This window comes from Saccharomonospora marina XMU15, assembly GCF_000244955.1.
Lineage (GTDB): Bacteria > Actinomycetota > Actinomycetes > Mycobacteriales > Pseudonocardiaceae > Saccharomonospora_A > Saccharomonospora_A marina.
The window spans coordinates 2,106,994-2,121,196 of record NZ_CM001439.1; the positions used below are offsets into that span (position 1 = coordinate 2,106,994).

12 protein-coding genes are annotated in these 14,203 nt (G+C 68.9%); 11 read left to right on the forward strand and 1 reads right to left on the reverse strand.

Translation table 11 applies throughout. The annotated features are described in order from the left end of the window. Positions 1 to 10 precede the first annotated feature (10 nt). From SACMADRAFT_RS10000 to SACMADRAFT_RS10020, 5 genes are read left to right on the forward strand one after another with little or no spacing between them, the layout of a single operon-like run. On the forward strand, positions 11 to 1,051 hold the full coding sequence (locus tag SACMADRAFT_RS10000; RefSeq protein ID WP_009153690.1) for an ABC transporter ATP-binding protein: 1,041 nt from the start codon (positions 11 to 13) through the stop codon (positions 1,049 to 1,051). Continuing rightward, positions 1,048 to 2,025, forward strand: coding sequence for an ABC transporter ATP-binding protein (locus SACMADRAFT_RS10005; protein WP_009153691.1), 978 nt, complete (start codon positions 1,048 to 1,050; stop codon positions 2,023 to 2,025). The genes SACMADRAFT_RS10000 and SACMADRAFT_RS10005 overlap by 4 nt, the downstream gene beginning before the upstream one ends. Further along, on the forward strand, positions 2,022 to 3,710 hold the full coding sequence (locus SACMADRAFT_RS10010; protein WP_009153692.1) for an AMP-binding protein: 1,689 nt from the start codon (positions 2,022 to 2,024) through the stop codon (positions 3,708 to 3,710). The genes SACMADRAFT_RS10005 and SACMADRAFT_RS10010 overlap by 4 nt, the downstream gene beginning before the upstream one ends. A 6-nt stretch (positions 3,711 to 3,716) precedes the next feature. Next, a complete protein-coding gene (locus SACMADRAFT_RS10015; protein ID WP_009153693.1) occupies positions 3,717 to 4,655 on the forward strand; it encodes an alpha/beta hydrolase in 939 nt (312 codons plus the stop codon). Further along, positions 4,655 to 5,374, forward strand: a complete 720-nt coding sequence (locus SACMADRAFT_RS10020; protein WP_009153694.1) for an SDR family NAD(P)-dependent oxidoreductase — start codon at positions 4,655 to 4,657, stop codon at positions 5,372 to 5,374. Before SACMADRAFT_RS10015 ends, SACMADRAFT_RS10020 begins: the two co-directional genes overlap by 1 nt. Positions 5,375 to 5,435: 61 nt before the next feature. Here the strand turns inward: SACMADRAFT_RS10020 and SACMADRAFT_RS10025 are convergent, their stop codons facing one another. Beyond that, positions 5,436 to 6,065, reverse strand: coding sequence for a PadR family transcriptional regulator (locus tag SACMADRAFT_RS10025; protein ID WP_009153695.1), 630 nt, complete (start codon positions 6,063 to 6,065; stop codon positions 5,436 to 5,438). 116 nt (positions 6,066 to 6,181) lie between these two features. On the opposite strand from SACMADRAFT_RS10025, the gene SACMADRAFT_RS10030 reads away from it, so the two are divergent. From SACMADRAFT_RS10030 to SACMADRAFT_RS10055, 6 genes are all read left to right on the forward strand, one after another. Then, complete coding sequence (locus SACMADRAFT_RS10030; protein WP_009153696.1) at positions 6,182 to 7,798, forward strand: flavin-containing monooxygenase; 1,617 nt, start codon at positions 6,182 to 6,184, stop codon at positions 7,796 to 7,798. A 30-nt stretch (positions 7,799 to 7,828) separates the two neighbouring features. Then, complete coding sequence (locus SACMADRAFT_RS10035; RefSeq protein WP_009153697.1) at positions 7,829 to 9,340, forward strand: class I adenylate-forming enzyme family protein; 1,512 nt, start codon at positions 7,829 to 7,831, stop codon at positions 9,338 to 9,340. Between the two features lie 173 nt (positions 9,341 to 9,513). Beyond that, positions 9,514 to 10,716 carry an ABC transporter substrate-binding protein gene (locus SACMADRAFT_RS10040; RefSeq protein WP_009153698.1) on the forward strand — a complete coding sequence of 401 codons (1,203 nt, stop codon included), beginning with the start codon at positions 9,514 to 9,516 and terminating at the stop codon, positions 10,714 to 10,716. Between the two features lie 31 nt (positions 10,717 to 10,747). Then, on the forward strand, positions 10,748 to 11,605 hold the full coding sequence (locus SACMADRAFT_RS10045; RefSeq protein ID WP_009153699.1) for a branched-chain amino acid ABC transporter permease: 858 nt from the start codon (positions 10,748 to 10,750) through the stop codon (positions 11,603 to 11,605). Position 11,606: 1 nt separating this feature from the next. Continuing rightward, the gene (locus SACMADRAFT_RS10050) at positions 11,607 to 13,457 is read left to right on the forward strand and encodes a branched-chain amino acid ABC transporter ATP-binding protein/permease (RefSeq protein WP_009153700.1); all 1,851 of its coding nucleotides are present in this window, start codon (positions 11,607 to 11,609) and stop codon (positions 13,455 to 13,457) included. After that, positions 13,454 to 14,203: an ABC transporter ATP-binding protein gene (locus SACMADRAFT_RS10055; RefSeq protein WP_009153701.1), complete on the forward strand. Its 750-nt coding sequence runs from the start codon at positions 13,454 to 13,456 to the stop codon at positions 14,201 to 14,203. Before SACMADRAFT_RS10050 ends, SACMADRAFT_RS10055 begins: the two co-directional genes overlap by 4 nt.

Below are 14,203 nucleotides of genomic sequence, written 5' to 3' on the forward strand. Positions count from 1 at the left end.
GCGGCAGGCAATGGAACCGACCCCTGCTATGCCGACCGCGACGCCGCCGAGCACGCGCCGGGCGCCGCTGCTCGTGGTGCGCGACCTGCGTACCCGGTTGCGCACCGAACGAGGCGAGCTGACCGCTGTGGACGGCGTCTCGTTCACCATCGCAGAGGGCGAGACGTTCGGCATCGTGGGGGAGTCCGGATCGGGCAAGTCGGTGCTCGGCCGGACCGTCATGGGCCTGCACACCACGGGCGCGGGCACGACCGTCACCGGCAGCGTGCTCTTCGACGGCGTCGATGTGCACGCCATCGGCTCCTCCGGCAGGCGCGCGCTCTGGGGATCGCGGCTCGGCATGGTGTTCCAGGACCCGATGACCGCGTTGAACCCGGTCAAGAAGGTCGGCGCGCACCTGACGGAGACCGTGCGCAAGCACCAGCGGCTGGACAGGGCAAAGGCCCGCGCGCGAGCGGAGGAATTGCTGCGCCTGGTGGGAATCCCGGAACCGCGGCGCAGGTTCGGGCAGTATCCGCACGAACTGTCCGGCGGCATGCGGCAGCGCGTGGTGATCGCGATGGCACTGGCCAACCACCCGAAGCTGCTGATCGCCGACGAGCCGACCACCGCGCTGGACGTCACCGTGCAGAAGCAGATCCTGGACCTGCTGGCGGACCTGCGGACCGAACTCGGCATGGCGATCGTCCTCATCAGTCACGACCTCGGGGTGGTCGCGGGCAGGACCGACCGGGTCGCGGTGATGTACGCGGGTCGCATCGTGGAGACCGCCCCGGCGGCGGAGCTGTTCTCACGGCCACGACATCGCTACACCGAGGCGCTGCTGGCGTCGATACCGAAGCTGGCCGACCCGCCGCACTCCCGGCTGGAGGCCATCGAGGGCGCACCGCCCGACATGGTCGCGCCCGCACCCGGCTGCGCCTTCGCGCCACGTTGCCGCCATGCCGATGCCACATGCCACGAGCTCGCCGCCGAGCCGGTGGCCGCGGCGGACTCGCCGCGACACGTGTTCGCCTGCCACCACCCCGCCTCGGAAGGAGCGATGCGATGACCGCCGCAGCCGAGCACCGGCACGGGAGAACCCCGGTGCTGTCCGTTCGCGATCTGGTGGTGGAGTTTCCCGCAGGAAGATCGCAGCGGGTACACGCGGTTTCCGGCGTCAGCTTCGACGTGTTCGAGGCAGAGACGCTGGGCATCCTCGGCGAGTCCGGCTGCGGCAAGTCGACGACGGGCCGCGCGGCCATGCAGCTACCGCCGCCGACGTCGGGTTCGGTGCGGCTGCGCGGCAACGAACTGACCGGGCTGCGGCCCCGGGCGCTGCGGCGCGAACGCAGGAAACTGCAGATGATCCTGCAGGACCCGGTGTCGTCACTGAACCCGAGGCGAAGGGTCGCCGACCTCGTCGCGGAAGGGCCGAGGATGTGGGGACAGCCACCCTCACGCGAACGTGTCGAGTCGGTGCTTTCCTCGGTCGGGCTGGATCCGGCGACGGTGTGGCGGCGCAGGCCGCACGAGCTGTCCGGAGGGCAGTGCCAGCGGGTGTGCATCGCCAGGGCGCTGCTGCTCCAACCCGACGTGCTGATCTGCGACGAACCGGTGTCCAGTCTGGACGTCTCGGTGCAGGCGCAGATTCTGAATCTGCTGGAGGACGCCAAACACGAGCACGGGCTGAGCATGGTTTTCATAGCACACGACATCGCCGTGGTGAAGAACATCAGTGACCGCATCATGGTGATGTACCTCGGCAAGACCTGCGAGGTGCTGCCGTCGGCGGACATCTCCGCCTCGGCACGGCATCCCTACACCAGGCTGCTGCTGGAATCGGTTCCCGGCGTCGAGCAGGTCGAGCAGCTCACCGGTGATGCGCCTGCACAGCAGGAACTGCCGTCGCCGTTGAACCCGCCCAGCGGCTGCCGGTTCCGCACGCGGTGTCCGCTGGCCACAGCACGCTGCGCGCGTGAGGAGCCCCCGCTGCGTGCCGTCGGCACAGACCACTACCTCGCGTGCCACAACGTGGCGGCATGAGAAGGGAGCAGTCGCGGGTGGAGACTTTCGCCGAGATCCTGAGTTCTCGTGCCGACGACGCGGCGATCGGGATGTGTTTCGGTGACAGCCGATGGAGCTGGGCGCGGATCGTGCGCGAGTGTGCCGAGCGAGCCGCCGCCGTCGAGGCGGAGGTACCTGCCCCGGCCGACCGGCAGCGGCACGTCGGCGTGCTGCTGGACAACATCGCGGACTACGTGTTCTGGTTGGGTGCCGCCGCGCTGGCCGGCGCGGTGCTGGTGGGCATCAACCCCAGCCGTCGCGGCGCGGAACTCGCGCACGACATCCGACACACCGACTGCGACCTGCTGGTCACCGAGTCCAGGCAGCGGCAGCTGCTGGACGGCCTGGAACACGGCGTGCCCGCCGAGCGCGTCCTCGACGTGGACTCCCCACACTACCAACGCTTCCTCGCGCCCTACCGGGAGGCGGCGCTGCCCGCCGAGCCTCCCTCGGCCGAGTCGATGCTGCTGCTGTTGTTCTCGTCGGGATCGACCGGCGCGCCGAAGGCGGTCGTCGTCAGCCAGGGCAGGCTCGGCCTGCTGGCACGCACGATGGCCGACCGCGTGGGGCTGCGGCGCGACTCCGTCACCTATGTCTGCATGCCGCTGTTCCACGGCAACTCGGTGATGATGAACCTCGCGCCCGCGACCGCCGTGGGCGCAAGGATGGTGCTGGCGCGCAAGTTTTCCGCATCGGGCTTCTCCGCCGACATCCACCGCTACGGCGTGACCTACGTCAACTACGTAGGCCGTGCGTTGTCCTATGTACTCTCCACACCGCAGGACCCCCGCGACCGCCACAGCACGCTGGAGGCGGCCTTCGGTACGGAGGCCTCGGAGTCCGATGTCGAGCGCTTCCAGCGCCGGTTCGGTTGCACGGTCACCGAGGGCTACGGGCTGAGCGAGGGGGTGCTGCGCATCAACCGCACCCCCGACACCCCGCCGGGCGCGCTCGGCAAGCCGGTGCCGGGCCTCGACGTGCGGGTGCTCGACGAGCACACCGGTGCCGAATGCCCCCGTGCCAAGCTGGACGCAGGCGGCAGGCTGCTCAATCCCGAGGCCATCGGCCAGCTCGTCGCCATCGGCGGGGCGAGCGCGTTCGAGGGCTACTACCGAAACCCCGAGGCCACCGCCGACCGGATACGGGGTGAGGACTTCTGGAGCGGCGACCTCGCCTATCGCGACAGCGACGGCTTCTTCTACTTCGCAGGCCGCTCCTCGGACTGGCTGCGGGTCGACAGCGAGAACTTCTCCGCCGCGCCGGTGGAGCGCATCCTGCGGCGCTACGGACCGGTTTCGGCCGCCGTGGTGTACGCCGTCCCGGACGCGCGCACCGGCGACGAGGTGATGTGCGCACTCGAACTGCACGAGGGGCAGCGGTTCGACCCGGAGGACTTCGCCAGGTTTCTCGACGGGCAGCCGGATCTGGGCACCAAGTGGCGCCCCCGGTTCGTCCGGATCGTCGACGCCGTCCCGGTGACCGGCAACGGCAAGGTCAACAAGCAGCCGCTGCGCGCGGCCGCGTGGCACACCACCGATCCGTTGTGGTGGCGGGAGGGCCGCTCGCGGCGGTACCGGCCGTTCGAGCCGCGGCACCGGCAGCGACTGGAGAACGAGTTCGCCGAGCACGGCAGGCTGGCGCTGCTGCCGGGATCGAGGAGGTGAGTGTCGGTGTTGGACTCCGAAGTCAGCGAGCTGCTGACACTGTTGAACGAGGGCTTTCCCCGGGTGCACGAGATGACGGGTGAGCAGGCACGCGCCGCCGTCGCCGCGCGCAGGCAGCCGGTGACCAACCTCGATGACGTGCGTGGCACCGAGGAGCACACGTTCGACACCGGGTGGACGACGCTGCGGGTGCGCGTCTACCACCCGCACGGGCAGCCTCCGCACCCGGTGGTGGTGTTCTTCCACGGCGGTGGGTTCGTCTTCTGTGACCTCGACACCCACGACGGCTTCTGCCGTGCGATGTCGCGACACACCGGGGCGCTGGTGGTGTCGGTGGACTACCGGCTCGCTCCGGAGCATCGGGCCCCCGCGGCGGCGCACGACGCCGACGCCGCGGTGCGTTGGGCCGCGCGCAACGCGGCACGGTTCGGTGGTGACCCGGCCAGGCTTGTGGTGGCCGGAGACAGCGCGGGAGGAAACCTCGCCGCCGTGGCCTGCCTGCTCAGCCGTGACCACGACGGGCCGCCGATCGCGGGCCAGGTACTGGCCTACCCGGTCATCGACCCGTCGTTCGACACCGACAGCTACCGCCGCTACGGCGACGGCTACTACAACACCGAGGCGTCGATGCGCTGGTACTGGACGCAGTATCTGGGGGAGGGGCTGCCGTTGCCGAGCCCGCGGCACCTGGTCGCGCCGCTGCGAGCGCCCGGACACGCCGACCTGCCCGCCGCGGTCGTCGTCACGGCGGGCCTCGACCCGCTGCGCGACGAGGGGCACGCCTACGCCAAGGCATTGCGCGAGGCGGGCGGCACCGTGGTGCATCGCGACTACCCCGGGTTGTTCCACGGGTTCTTGACCTTCGCCTCGCTTCGCGCCGCCGAGTCGGCCCGGCGACTGCTGTGGCGTGACATGCGAAGCCTGCTCGATGCCGGTGGGCGCTGATGGCCGGGCTGGTGTCGCTCGCGGGCAAGGTCGCCCTCGTCACCGGCGCGGCAAGGGGGCAGGGGGCCGCCCAGGCGCGGTTGTTCGCCGAACTCGGTGCGCAGGTGATCGTCACCGACACGCGCGAGACCGAGGGTGCCGACGTGGCGTCGGCGCTGGGCGAACAGGGATCGTTCGATCGGCTGAACGTCGCCGATGCCGCCGACTGGGAGCGGGTCGTGGCGAGGGCGCTGGACACGCACGGCCGGCTCGACGTGCTTGTGAACAACGCCGGTATCTACCACAAGGCGCCGCTGGCGGAGACCTCGCAGGAGCTGCTGCGGGAACTGCTCGACGTCAACCTGCTCGGGCCGATTCTCGGGATGCGTACCGTGGCGCCGTGGATGCCGGACGGCTCGGCGATCGTGAACGTCGCTTCGATCTCCGGGTTGCGCGGACACGCGGGTGCGATCGGCTACGCCTCGGCCAAGTGGGGGCTGCGCGGTGCCAGCCGGTCCGCGGCGCGGGAACTGGCGCCCCGCGTCCGCGTCAACTGTGTGTGCCCCGGCGCCGTCGACACGCCGATGATCGACGCGGCCACACTGGACCTGTCCCACCTGCCGCTGCCCCGTGCGGGCACGGTCGGCGAGGTGGCGGCCGTCGTGGCCTTCCTGGCTTGCGACGCGAGCGCTTACTGCACCGGAGCGGAGTTCGTGGTGGACGGCGGTGCCACCGCCTGACCCACCGCGAGTCCCCCGCTCCCGCCCGCGGGTCCCCCGCTGCTGCCCGCGAGTTCTGCGTTCAGGAACGCGGGACTCGGGGTCGCTTCGCCCGCTTGCGCCCGCTCTTGGTCCGTTCGCGTGCCAGCCGATCGAGGTCGGCCAGCATGGCGTCGGCTCGGTCGCGTTCGGACTCGTAGTAGCGCTGCGACCATCGCAACACCAGCTCCGGGTAGGCCCAGTTCGGGTCCTTGGCGGCCCCCTCGGTGTCCGCTACCGCGCGAACCCGCATCTTCTCGGACTGCTCCCGATGCGAGACCAGCAGGTCGCGGAGTCGTTCGGGGTCGGCGAGGTGGCCGAGCCACATCCGCAGCATCACGCCGTGCTTGAGTACCGCGGGTTCGGCGGGTGTCTCGTTGACCCAGCGAGCGATGGCGCGTTCGCCTTCCTTGGTGATCGCGTAGAGCCGCTTACCTCGGACGTCGTCCTTGGTGACCACTCGTGAGGTGGCGAAACCGTGCTCCTCCAGCCTGCGCAGTTCGCTGTAGATCTGGCTGTAGGAAGGAGCCCAGTAGAAGAACCGCAGGCTCCAGTCGGCCCACTTCTTCAGGTCGTAGCCGGACAGCTCGGAACCGAAGGAAAGCAGGCCGAGTACCGCCCAGCTGGTGGGCCGCAGCGAGGGTAGTGCCTCGCTCGCCTCGTCGTTCGACATGGGCGTCAGGATACCCCGCGCGAACTGCGACGTCGCGATGGAGGGTTGGCCGGAGTATGCCTAGTAGATATAGTCGCTAACGAAATAGTGAGATTCGCGACCGCGAGGGGTTTGGTATGGGTGGCAACGCTTCCGGCCAGCAGGTGCGCGACGTGCTCGTGGTCGGGGCGGGCTTCGCGGGGTTGTACGCGTTGCACCGCTTCCGGCAGGACGGGTTCGACGTGCAGGGTGTCGAGGCCGCGCCCGGTGTGGGCGGAACCTGGTACTGGAACCGTTATCCCGGCGCGCGGTGTGACGTGGAGAGTGTGGACTACTCCTACTCCTTCGACGAACGGCTGCAACAGGAATGGCGCTGGAGCGAGCGATACGCGGCGCAGCCGGAGATCCTTGCCTACCTCGAGCACGTCGCGCGCCGCTTCGACCTGGAGTGCCTGATCAGGTTCGAAACCAGGGTCACGTGCGCGCGCTTCGACGAACAGGACTCGATGTGGACTGTCGGTACCGACACCGGGGACACGCTGCGCGCACGGTATCTGGTACTGGCGACCGGCTGCCTGTCGGCGGTGCACACCCCGGACATTCCCGGTGCCGCCGACTTCGCCGGTGAGGTGCTGTTCACGGCGAACTGGCCGCATCATCCACCCTCTTTCGAGGGCAGGCGGGTCGGGGTGTTAGGCACCGGATCGTCGGGAATCCAGTCGATACCGATCCTGGCTCGTGAGGCCGCCTCGCTGACCGTTTTCCAGCGTTCCGCCAACTACAGCGTCCCGATGCCCAACCAGGTGCTGAGCGACGAGGAGTGGGAACGGATTCGTGCCGACTACCCGGCGCGCAGACGCAAGTCCGCCTACGCGCCTGCGGGAACACCGCACGAGCCGTACCCGAAGGGCGCGCTGGAGATCGGGGAGGAGGAGCGCCGCGCCGCGCTCGAGGCCAGATGGCAGCAGGGCGGAGTGCTGTTCGGCAAGACCTTTCCCGACCAGATGTCCGACCTCGCGGCCAACGATGTCGCACGTCGATTCGCGGAGGAAAAGATTCGCCGGATCGTGCATGACCCGGTGACGGCGCGGGATCTGATTCCCACCGACCATCCCATCGGCACCAAGCGGATCTGTACCGACATCGGCTACTACGAGACGTTCAACCGGCCGAACGTGCGGCTGGTGAACCTGCGGCGGGAACCGATCACGCGCATTACCGAGACCGGAATCCGGACCGGCGGTGGCGAGTACGAATTGGACGTGCTGGTCTACGCCACCGGGTTCGACGCGATGACCGGTTCGTTGTCGCGAATGGCGCTCAGCGGCAGGGACGACGTTCGGATACAGGACGTGTGGGCGCATGGACCACTGACCTACCTCGGCCTCGGCATCCCGGGCTTTCCGAACCTGTTCAATCTTGGTGGGCCGGGGTGCCCCTCGGTGCTGGCGAACATGGTGCTGCACTCTGAGCAACAGGTGGATTGGGTCGCCGACCTGGTGACGTGGTGTGCGTCCAACGGCATCGACCAGGTGGAGCCCCGCCACGACGCGGCGGTGAAGTGGACGGAGCACGTACAACAGGTCTCACGCCGTACGCTCTTCCCGATGGCCTCCTCCTGGTACACCGGAGCCAACATCGAGGGCAAGCCCCGGGGTTTCATGCCCTACGCGGGCGGGTTCGGCAACTATCGCACCAGCTGTGACCAGGTGCGCTCGGACGGCTACGAGGGAATGGTGTTCACGCGGCGCTGAGTTCGCGCCCCGGCGTGATTCAATGCGGCCATGGCCTTCGATGCTGAGCCATCCACGCTGGTCGAACTGTGCCTGTGGCAGGCGAATCAGCGCGGCGAGGCGCTCGCGGTGTGGGACGAAGCAACCGGCCTGAGCTACCGGGAGCTGGCACGGAGGTCGGCCTCCCTCGCCGCGGCCTTGCGCGAGAACGGTGTGCGAGCGGGCGATCGTGTGGTGCTGTGCGGACGCAACTCGGTCGCATGGGTGGAGGTTGCCTTCGCGACGCTGTTCGCCGGGGCCACGCTGGTGCCGATCGGTTACGGCGCCCCTGAGGCGGAGCGTGCCCGCGTGGTGGAGCGGGTCGGGCCGAGGCTGGTCGTTGCCGTGCCGGGGGAGGGCTGGCCTTCGGCGCCGACCGTGCTCGCCCCGGAAGAACTCGACTCGCGACGCGTCGCCGCACGACCACCACACCTGCCGGCTGCCGACGACGTCGCCGTGATCCTGTCCACCTCCGGAACCACGGGCGAGCCGAAACTCGTACCCATGACGCACGGCCAGTTGGCGCGCTGTTACGGCGAGGTGGCCCGCAGGCTGCAGCTGCGAGCCGACGACCGGTTGCTCGGTGCGGTCCCGCTGGCCCATTCCTTCGGGTTGAACGGTGTGCTGCTCATCGGGCTGCACGCTGGGGCGGCGATCAGGCTGGTGCCGCACTACCGGGCCGAGGGGTTGTCCGAACTGGTGCGCGGGCAGCGACTGACCGTGATCGTGGGTCCCCCGACGATCTTCTTCGATCTCGCCGCCGGTGACGGCAAGCCCGTGCCAGGCTGCCGGATGGCGATCACCGGAGGCGCCGACGTCTCACTGCGGCGGATGCGGCAGGCATGCTCGCGGGCGGGTATCGAGCGGATGTTCGTCGGATACGGGCTGACCGAAACCTGCGGCACCGTCGCCGTGGGCGAGGTGCCCGAGCGCGGGGTCGGCGACCTCGCCAAGCTGACCCCGCTGCGTGACCTCGAGGTGCAGATCGTCGACGAGCAGGGCCGCCCGCTGCCCACGGGAGCCGAAGGCAGGATCTGGGTGCGAGGGCACAACGTCATGCCTGGCTACCTGCACCAGGAGGAAGCGACACGGCGGGTGCTGCGCGGGGACGGTTGGCTCGATACCGCTGACATCGGAAGGCGCTATGCCGACGGGGATCTCAGCATCGCCTCGCGGGCGCGAGACGTCGTCATCGTCAGCGGTTTCAACGTCTACCCGCGAGAGGTGGAGCACGTCCTTGTCGAGCACGGCAGCGTCGCGCAAGCCGTGGTGCTGGGCCTGCCCGACGAGCGGCAGGGGCAGCGGCTGGTGGCATGCCTCGTGCCGGCCTCGGGCGCGGTGCTGGACACCCGGGAGTTGCTGGCGTACTGCCGCGAGCGGTTGGCCGCGTTCAAAGTGCCACGGACGATGATCACGTTCGAGTCTTTGCCGACCACCGAGACCGGCAAGATATCCCGCCCCGCGGTGCGCCGGCTGCTTCGGCAGGAGTCGCGATCGGCCGTCCGGTGTTGTCGGGGGGATTGACCCCGCCACTGCTCGTCGTCCTCCGCGCACGTTCCGCTCACCGGTGCGGATTGCTTGCGTTACGGGAAGGTCGCTGTTATCGGCTCCGCCCTTGACGTGCGGGGGTGGCCTGCTTAGGTTGCGTGCAGACAAGCAAGCGCTTGGTTCTGGGTAGGAGTCCAAAGGAGGACGCCATGAGAGTCCGGCTTGTCGCGGTGGTCGCGGCCGTGTTGTTGCTGGCGGGATGCGGGGGCGGTGGAGCGTCCGGCACGGACGGTGACGGTGTCTATCGCGTGCTGGTCAGCGCCGGGCTCAGCGCGCAGGGTGTGCTCGCGGCCAATGCCGAGACGGCCGTGCTGGCGGCACGCGCAGGCGTGGCGGACATCAACAAGGCGGGCGGCATCGGTGGCAGCAAGGTCGAGATCGAGGTGGTCGACGACGCGGGCGACCCGTCGGTGGCCATCACCAAGCTCCGTGAAGCCACCACCGGGCAGCACAAGCCCGACCTTTACCTCTCCTCCGGCCCCTCCAACGTCAGTTCAGCGGTACTGCCGATCCTGAACCGGGAGCAGATCCTGTCCTTCAACATCGGCCCCACCGAGAACTCGGCCGATCCCGAGCAGTTCCCACTCAACTTCGACCTCTCACCGAGTCCGAAGGACTACGTGGAGGGCTTCCTGCCGCACATCCAGCAGCAGGGCTACGGTTCGATCGGCGTCATCCACGGCAACACCTCCTACGGCGAGGCGTTCGGACCGATGGCACGCCAGGTTCTCAGCGACGCGGGTATCGAGGTCACCGGCATCGAGAAATACGACGTCGAGGGTTTGGACATGACGGCGCAGCTGAGCAGGCTGCGTGACAAGAACCCCGATGCCCTCGTGATGGACGGCTACGGCCCGCCCGTCGGCTACCTGCTGCGCAGCCTCGACCGGCTCGGCTGGGACGTTCCGGTGCTCGGCAACACCTCCGTGTCGGCGACCAAACTCGTCTCCACCGAACCGCCGAGTGGCATGCTCGGCACCGAACTGGTCACCAACCTCAGGATGCAGGTCTTTTCCAGCACCGTTTACTCCGAGCAGGCCGACAAGGTCAACAAGATGGTCGAGACGATGACCGGCCTCGGCGAGATCCCGACCACGCTGATCCTCGCCTACCACTACGACGCGCTGCCTCTCGTGGCGGCCGCCGCGGAGCACGTCGGTTCCACCGACGACGCCACCGCGCTCGCGGAGGCGCTGGAGAAGAAGGAGGTTCTCGGGAAGGCGAAGACGGTGGTGCTGGACAGCTACCACTTCACCGCGCAGGAGCACGCACCCAACGTCGGTGACGACGTCTTCGCCTTCGTCGCTCCGTCCAAGATCGTGAACGGGCAGTTCAGAGGAGCCGACGAATGACCCGCCCTCGGCACGGCAGGCGGGTAGCACTGTGACGCTGCTGTGGTCCGGGCTCGGGCTCGGCGCGGTCTACGCACTGGTCGCCATCGGCTACAACATCGTCTACATCTCCTCGCACAGCTTCAACTTCGCACACGCGCAGTTGTTGATGGTGGGCACCTTCGTCGCCTACACGGGCCTGGTCACGCTGCACCTACCGGTGCTCGTGGTCGCGCTCATGGCGACGCTGACGGTGATGTTGCTGGCCGCGCTCGAAGAGCGGTTCGCGGTACGCCCGGTGAGCGACCACAAGACCCAACTGGTCACCACACTCGGCGTGGCCACGCTGCTCAACGGGGCGACGCAGCTCATCTGGGGCAGTGAACCGCTGACGGTGCCGTTCTTCGCCTCCGACGAACTGCTCGACGTCCTCGGCGGCCGGGTGTACCCGGTGGAACTCGCGCTGCTGGCCGTCGCGGTGCTGCTGGTGGTGCTGCTCGGCCTGCTCGGCAGGCGCACGCTGCTGGGGCTGGCTCTGCTGGGCATGTCCGAGGACCGCGAAGCCGCGACGTTGCGCGGCATCAACGTGCGGCGGCTGGCCTTCGCGGCGTTCGCCTTCTCCGGCGCGCTCGCGGGGGTGCTCGGGCTGTTCGTGGGACCGAAGACCTTCGCCGTGGCCACACTCGGTGTGGCGCTCGCGGTGAAGGGGTTCGTAGCCATGGCGATCGGAGGCTTCGGTTCGCTGCCGGGAGCTCTGGTCGGCGGGCTGAGCGTCGGTCTCATCGAGACCTTCGCCGCGTTGCGGCTCGGCAGCGAGTACAGCGGAATCACGGTGTTCGTGGTGCTGATCGTGATCCTGCTGGTGCGTCCCTCCGGGCTGTTCACCCGAACCCGAGAACGGGCGGTGTGAGATGACAGCGATCTGGTGCCGCGTGCGCGCGCTTCCCGGATGGGTGTTTCCGCTGGCCGCCGGGGTGGTGCTGATCCTGCTGCCGCTGGCGGGACTGGACTTCGCCGCATCGCGGCAGGTGCAGCTCGTCTGCGTGCTCGCACTGCTGGTCAGCGGGCTGAACCTGAGCCTGGGCTACGCGGGGGAGTTGGCGCTGGGCCAGGCCGCCATGTTCGCGGCCGGCGCCTACACCGCGGGGCTGCTCTCCGTCTCCGGACACACCGACATCGTGCTGCAGTTGGTGGCCGGCGGCGTCGTCGCGCTCGCCGTCGGCGTTGTCACCGGCATTCCCGGGCTGCGCCTTGGCCACTGGTCACTGGCGTTGACCTCGTTCTTCCTGGTGTTGCTCGTGCCCGATGTGATCGCCGCGTTCGGCGAGGTCACCGGTGGCCGCAGCGGGCTCAGCGGGATCGCCGAGGCCACACTGCTGGGTGAGGTGCTGGAACCCGAGGCGCTCTACGTCGTGATCGCCGGTGTCACCGTGCTGTGGTTCGTCGTGCTGCGGAACCTGGTGACCTCACGGCACGGGCTGGCGTTTCGGGTGCTGAAGCAGAGCCCGGTGCTCGCCTCGTCGATGGGCATCTCGGTGTTTCGGATGAAGCTGCTCGCCTACGCGCTCGGTGCGCTACCGGCGGGCCTGGCGGGCGTGCTGTTCACCAACCTCGACCTTTACATCTCACCGGAGGCGTTCGGATTCACACTGGCCACCTCGGTGCTGGCAGCCTCCATCCTCGGCGGATCGACCAGCGTCTACGGGGCTTTCGTCGGTGCGGCCATCATGCAACTGGGACCCAACCAGTCCACCGAGTTCCAGCAGTACGCGTTACTGGTCTACGGAGCTTTCCTCGTCGTGGGCGGTGTGTTGCTCAGCGGCGGCCTCGCCAGGCTGTACTGGTTGCTCATCGCGCGACTCGACCGAGCGGCGGGGCTGTCGTCGGCGCGAGCGCCGAAGCCGTCGGGCGGGCAGGCCGGGGACTCCGAGGACTCCGAGGACTCCGAGGACTCCGAGGTGCCCGCGCTGCCGGGTCGGCCGCTGGAAGTGGCAGGGGTTCGTAAGGCCTTCGGCGGCAACCAGGCACTGGCCGGGGTGTCCCTCACGGCGAGCCCCGGCAAGGTGACCGCACTGATCGGGCCGAACGGGTCGGGCAAGACCACGCTGCTGAACATGGTCAGCGGCTTCTACCGCGCCGACTCCGGACACATCCGCATCGGCGAGCGCCAGGTGCAGCGGCTGACACCGCATCGCGTCGCCAGGGAAGGTGTGGCGCGCACCTTTCAGACGCCGAACATCCCCGAGGGGCTCTCGGTGCTCGAAGTGGTGATCTCCGGCCGCTACGCGGGGCAGCGAGCCTCGATGCTTTCGGCGGTCCTTCGCCTGCCGCGGTTTCGCAGGGTCAGGACCGCTGACGTGGCCGAGGCCGAGCAGGCACTGAGCCTGGTCGGGATGGGGCAGCTGCGTGACACCGAGGCGGTGTCACTGCCGCTGGGCATGCGACGGCTGCTCGAAGTGGCGAAGGTACTCGTCAGCAGACCCGGGGTGGTCCTGCTGGACGAGGTCGCCTCCGGGCTCGACGAGGACGAGGTGTGTCGCCTCGCCGAACTGATCCGCCGGATCTCCGACGCGGGGGCGGCCGTGGTGCTCGTGGAGCACAACTTCCGCCTCGTCCTCGATCTCGCCGACGAGGTGGTGGTGCTCGCGCAGGGCGAGGTGATCGCTTCGGGTCCGCCGGAGGTCATCGAGAACGACGAGCGGGTGCTGAGCGAGTACCTCGGGGTCACAGTGGCCGAAGCCGGTGAGGGGCAGCGAGGATGAGCGGTGAGCAGCGACCGGTCCTGCGAGTGCGTGGGCTTTCCACCGGGTACGGCGACATGCGGGTGGTCTGGAACGTCGACCTCGACGTGTGGCCGGGCAAGGTGACCGCGCTGCTCGGCCGCAACGGCGCGGGCAAGACCAGCACTTTGCGCGCCGTGTCAGGACTGAACAAGGCCTCCTCGGGGACCGTGGAACTGGACGGTGTGGACGTCTCGACGCTGCCGCCGCACCAGCGGGTGCGCAGGGGAATGGCCTACGTGCAGGAAGGCAAACGAGTCTTCCACCGGCAGACCGTCGAGCAGAACCTGCTGCTCGGCGGGTACGGCAGGGGCGTGAAGCGGCGCACGCTGAAGGAGTCGGTCGAGCGGATCTACGAGCTGTTTCCGGTGTTGGGCCAGCGCCGCACGGTGTCGGCGGGCGCGATGTCGGGCGGTCAGCAGCAGATGCTGGCGATCGGGCAGGCGCTGATGGCCGATCCCACGTTGCTGTTGCTCGACGAACCCTCCGGCGGCCTGGCTCCCGCCATCGTCAACGAGGTGATGGACACCGTCCGGGTTCTCACCGAGAGCGGGCTCGGCGTGTTACTGGTCGAGCAGGCCGTCGAGGCCGCGGTGGGCGTCGCCGATCATGTCAGCGTGCTCGACGTCGGGCGGGTGGTGCTGGCCACCGACGCGGGCAGGGCCGACGACGTGGAACTGGTCCGGCAGGCGTACTTCGGGCGCGCGGGCGGCAAGACGGCTTCGTGA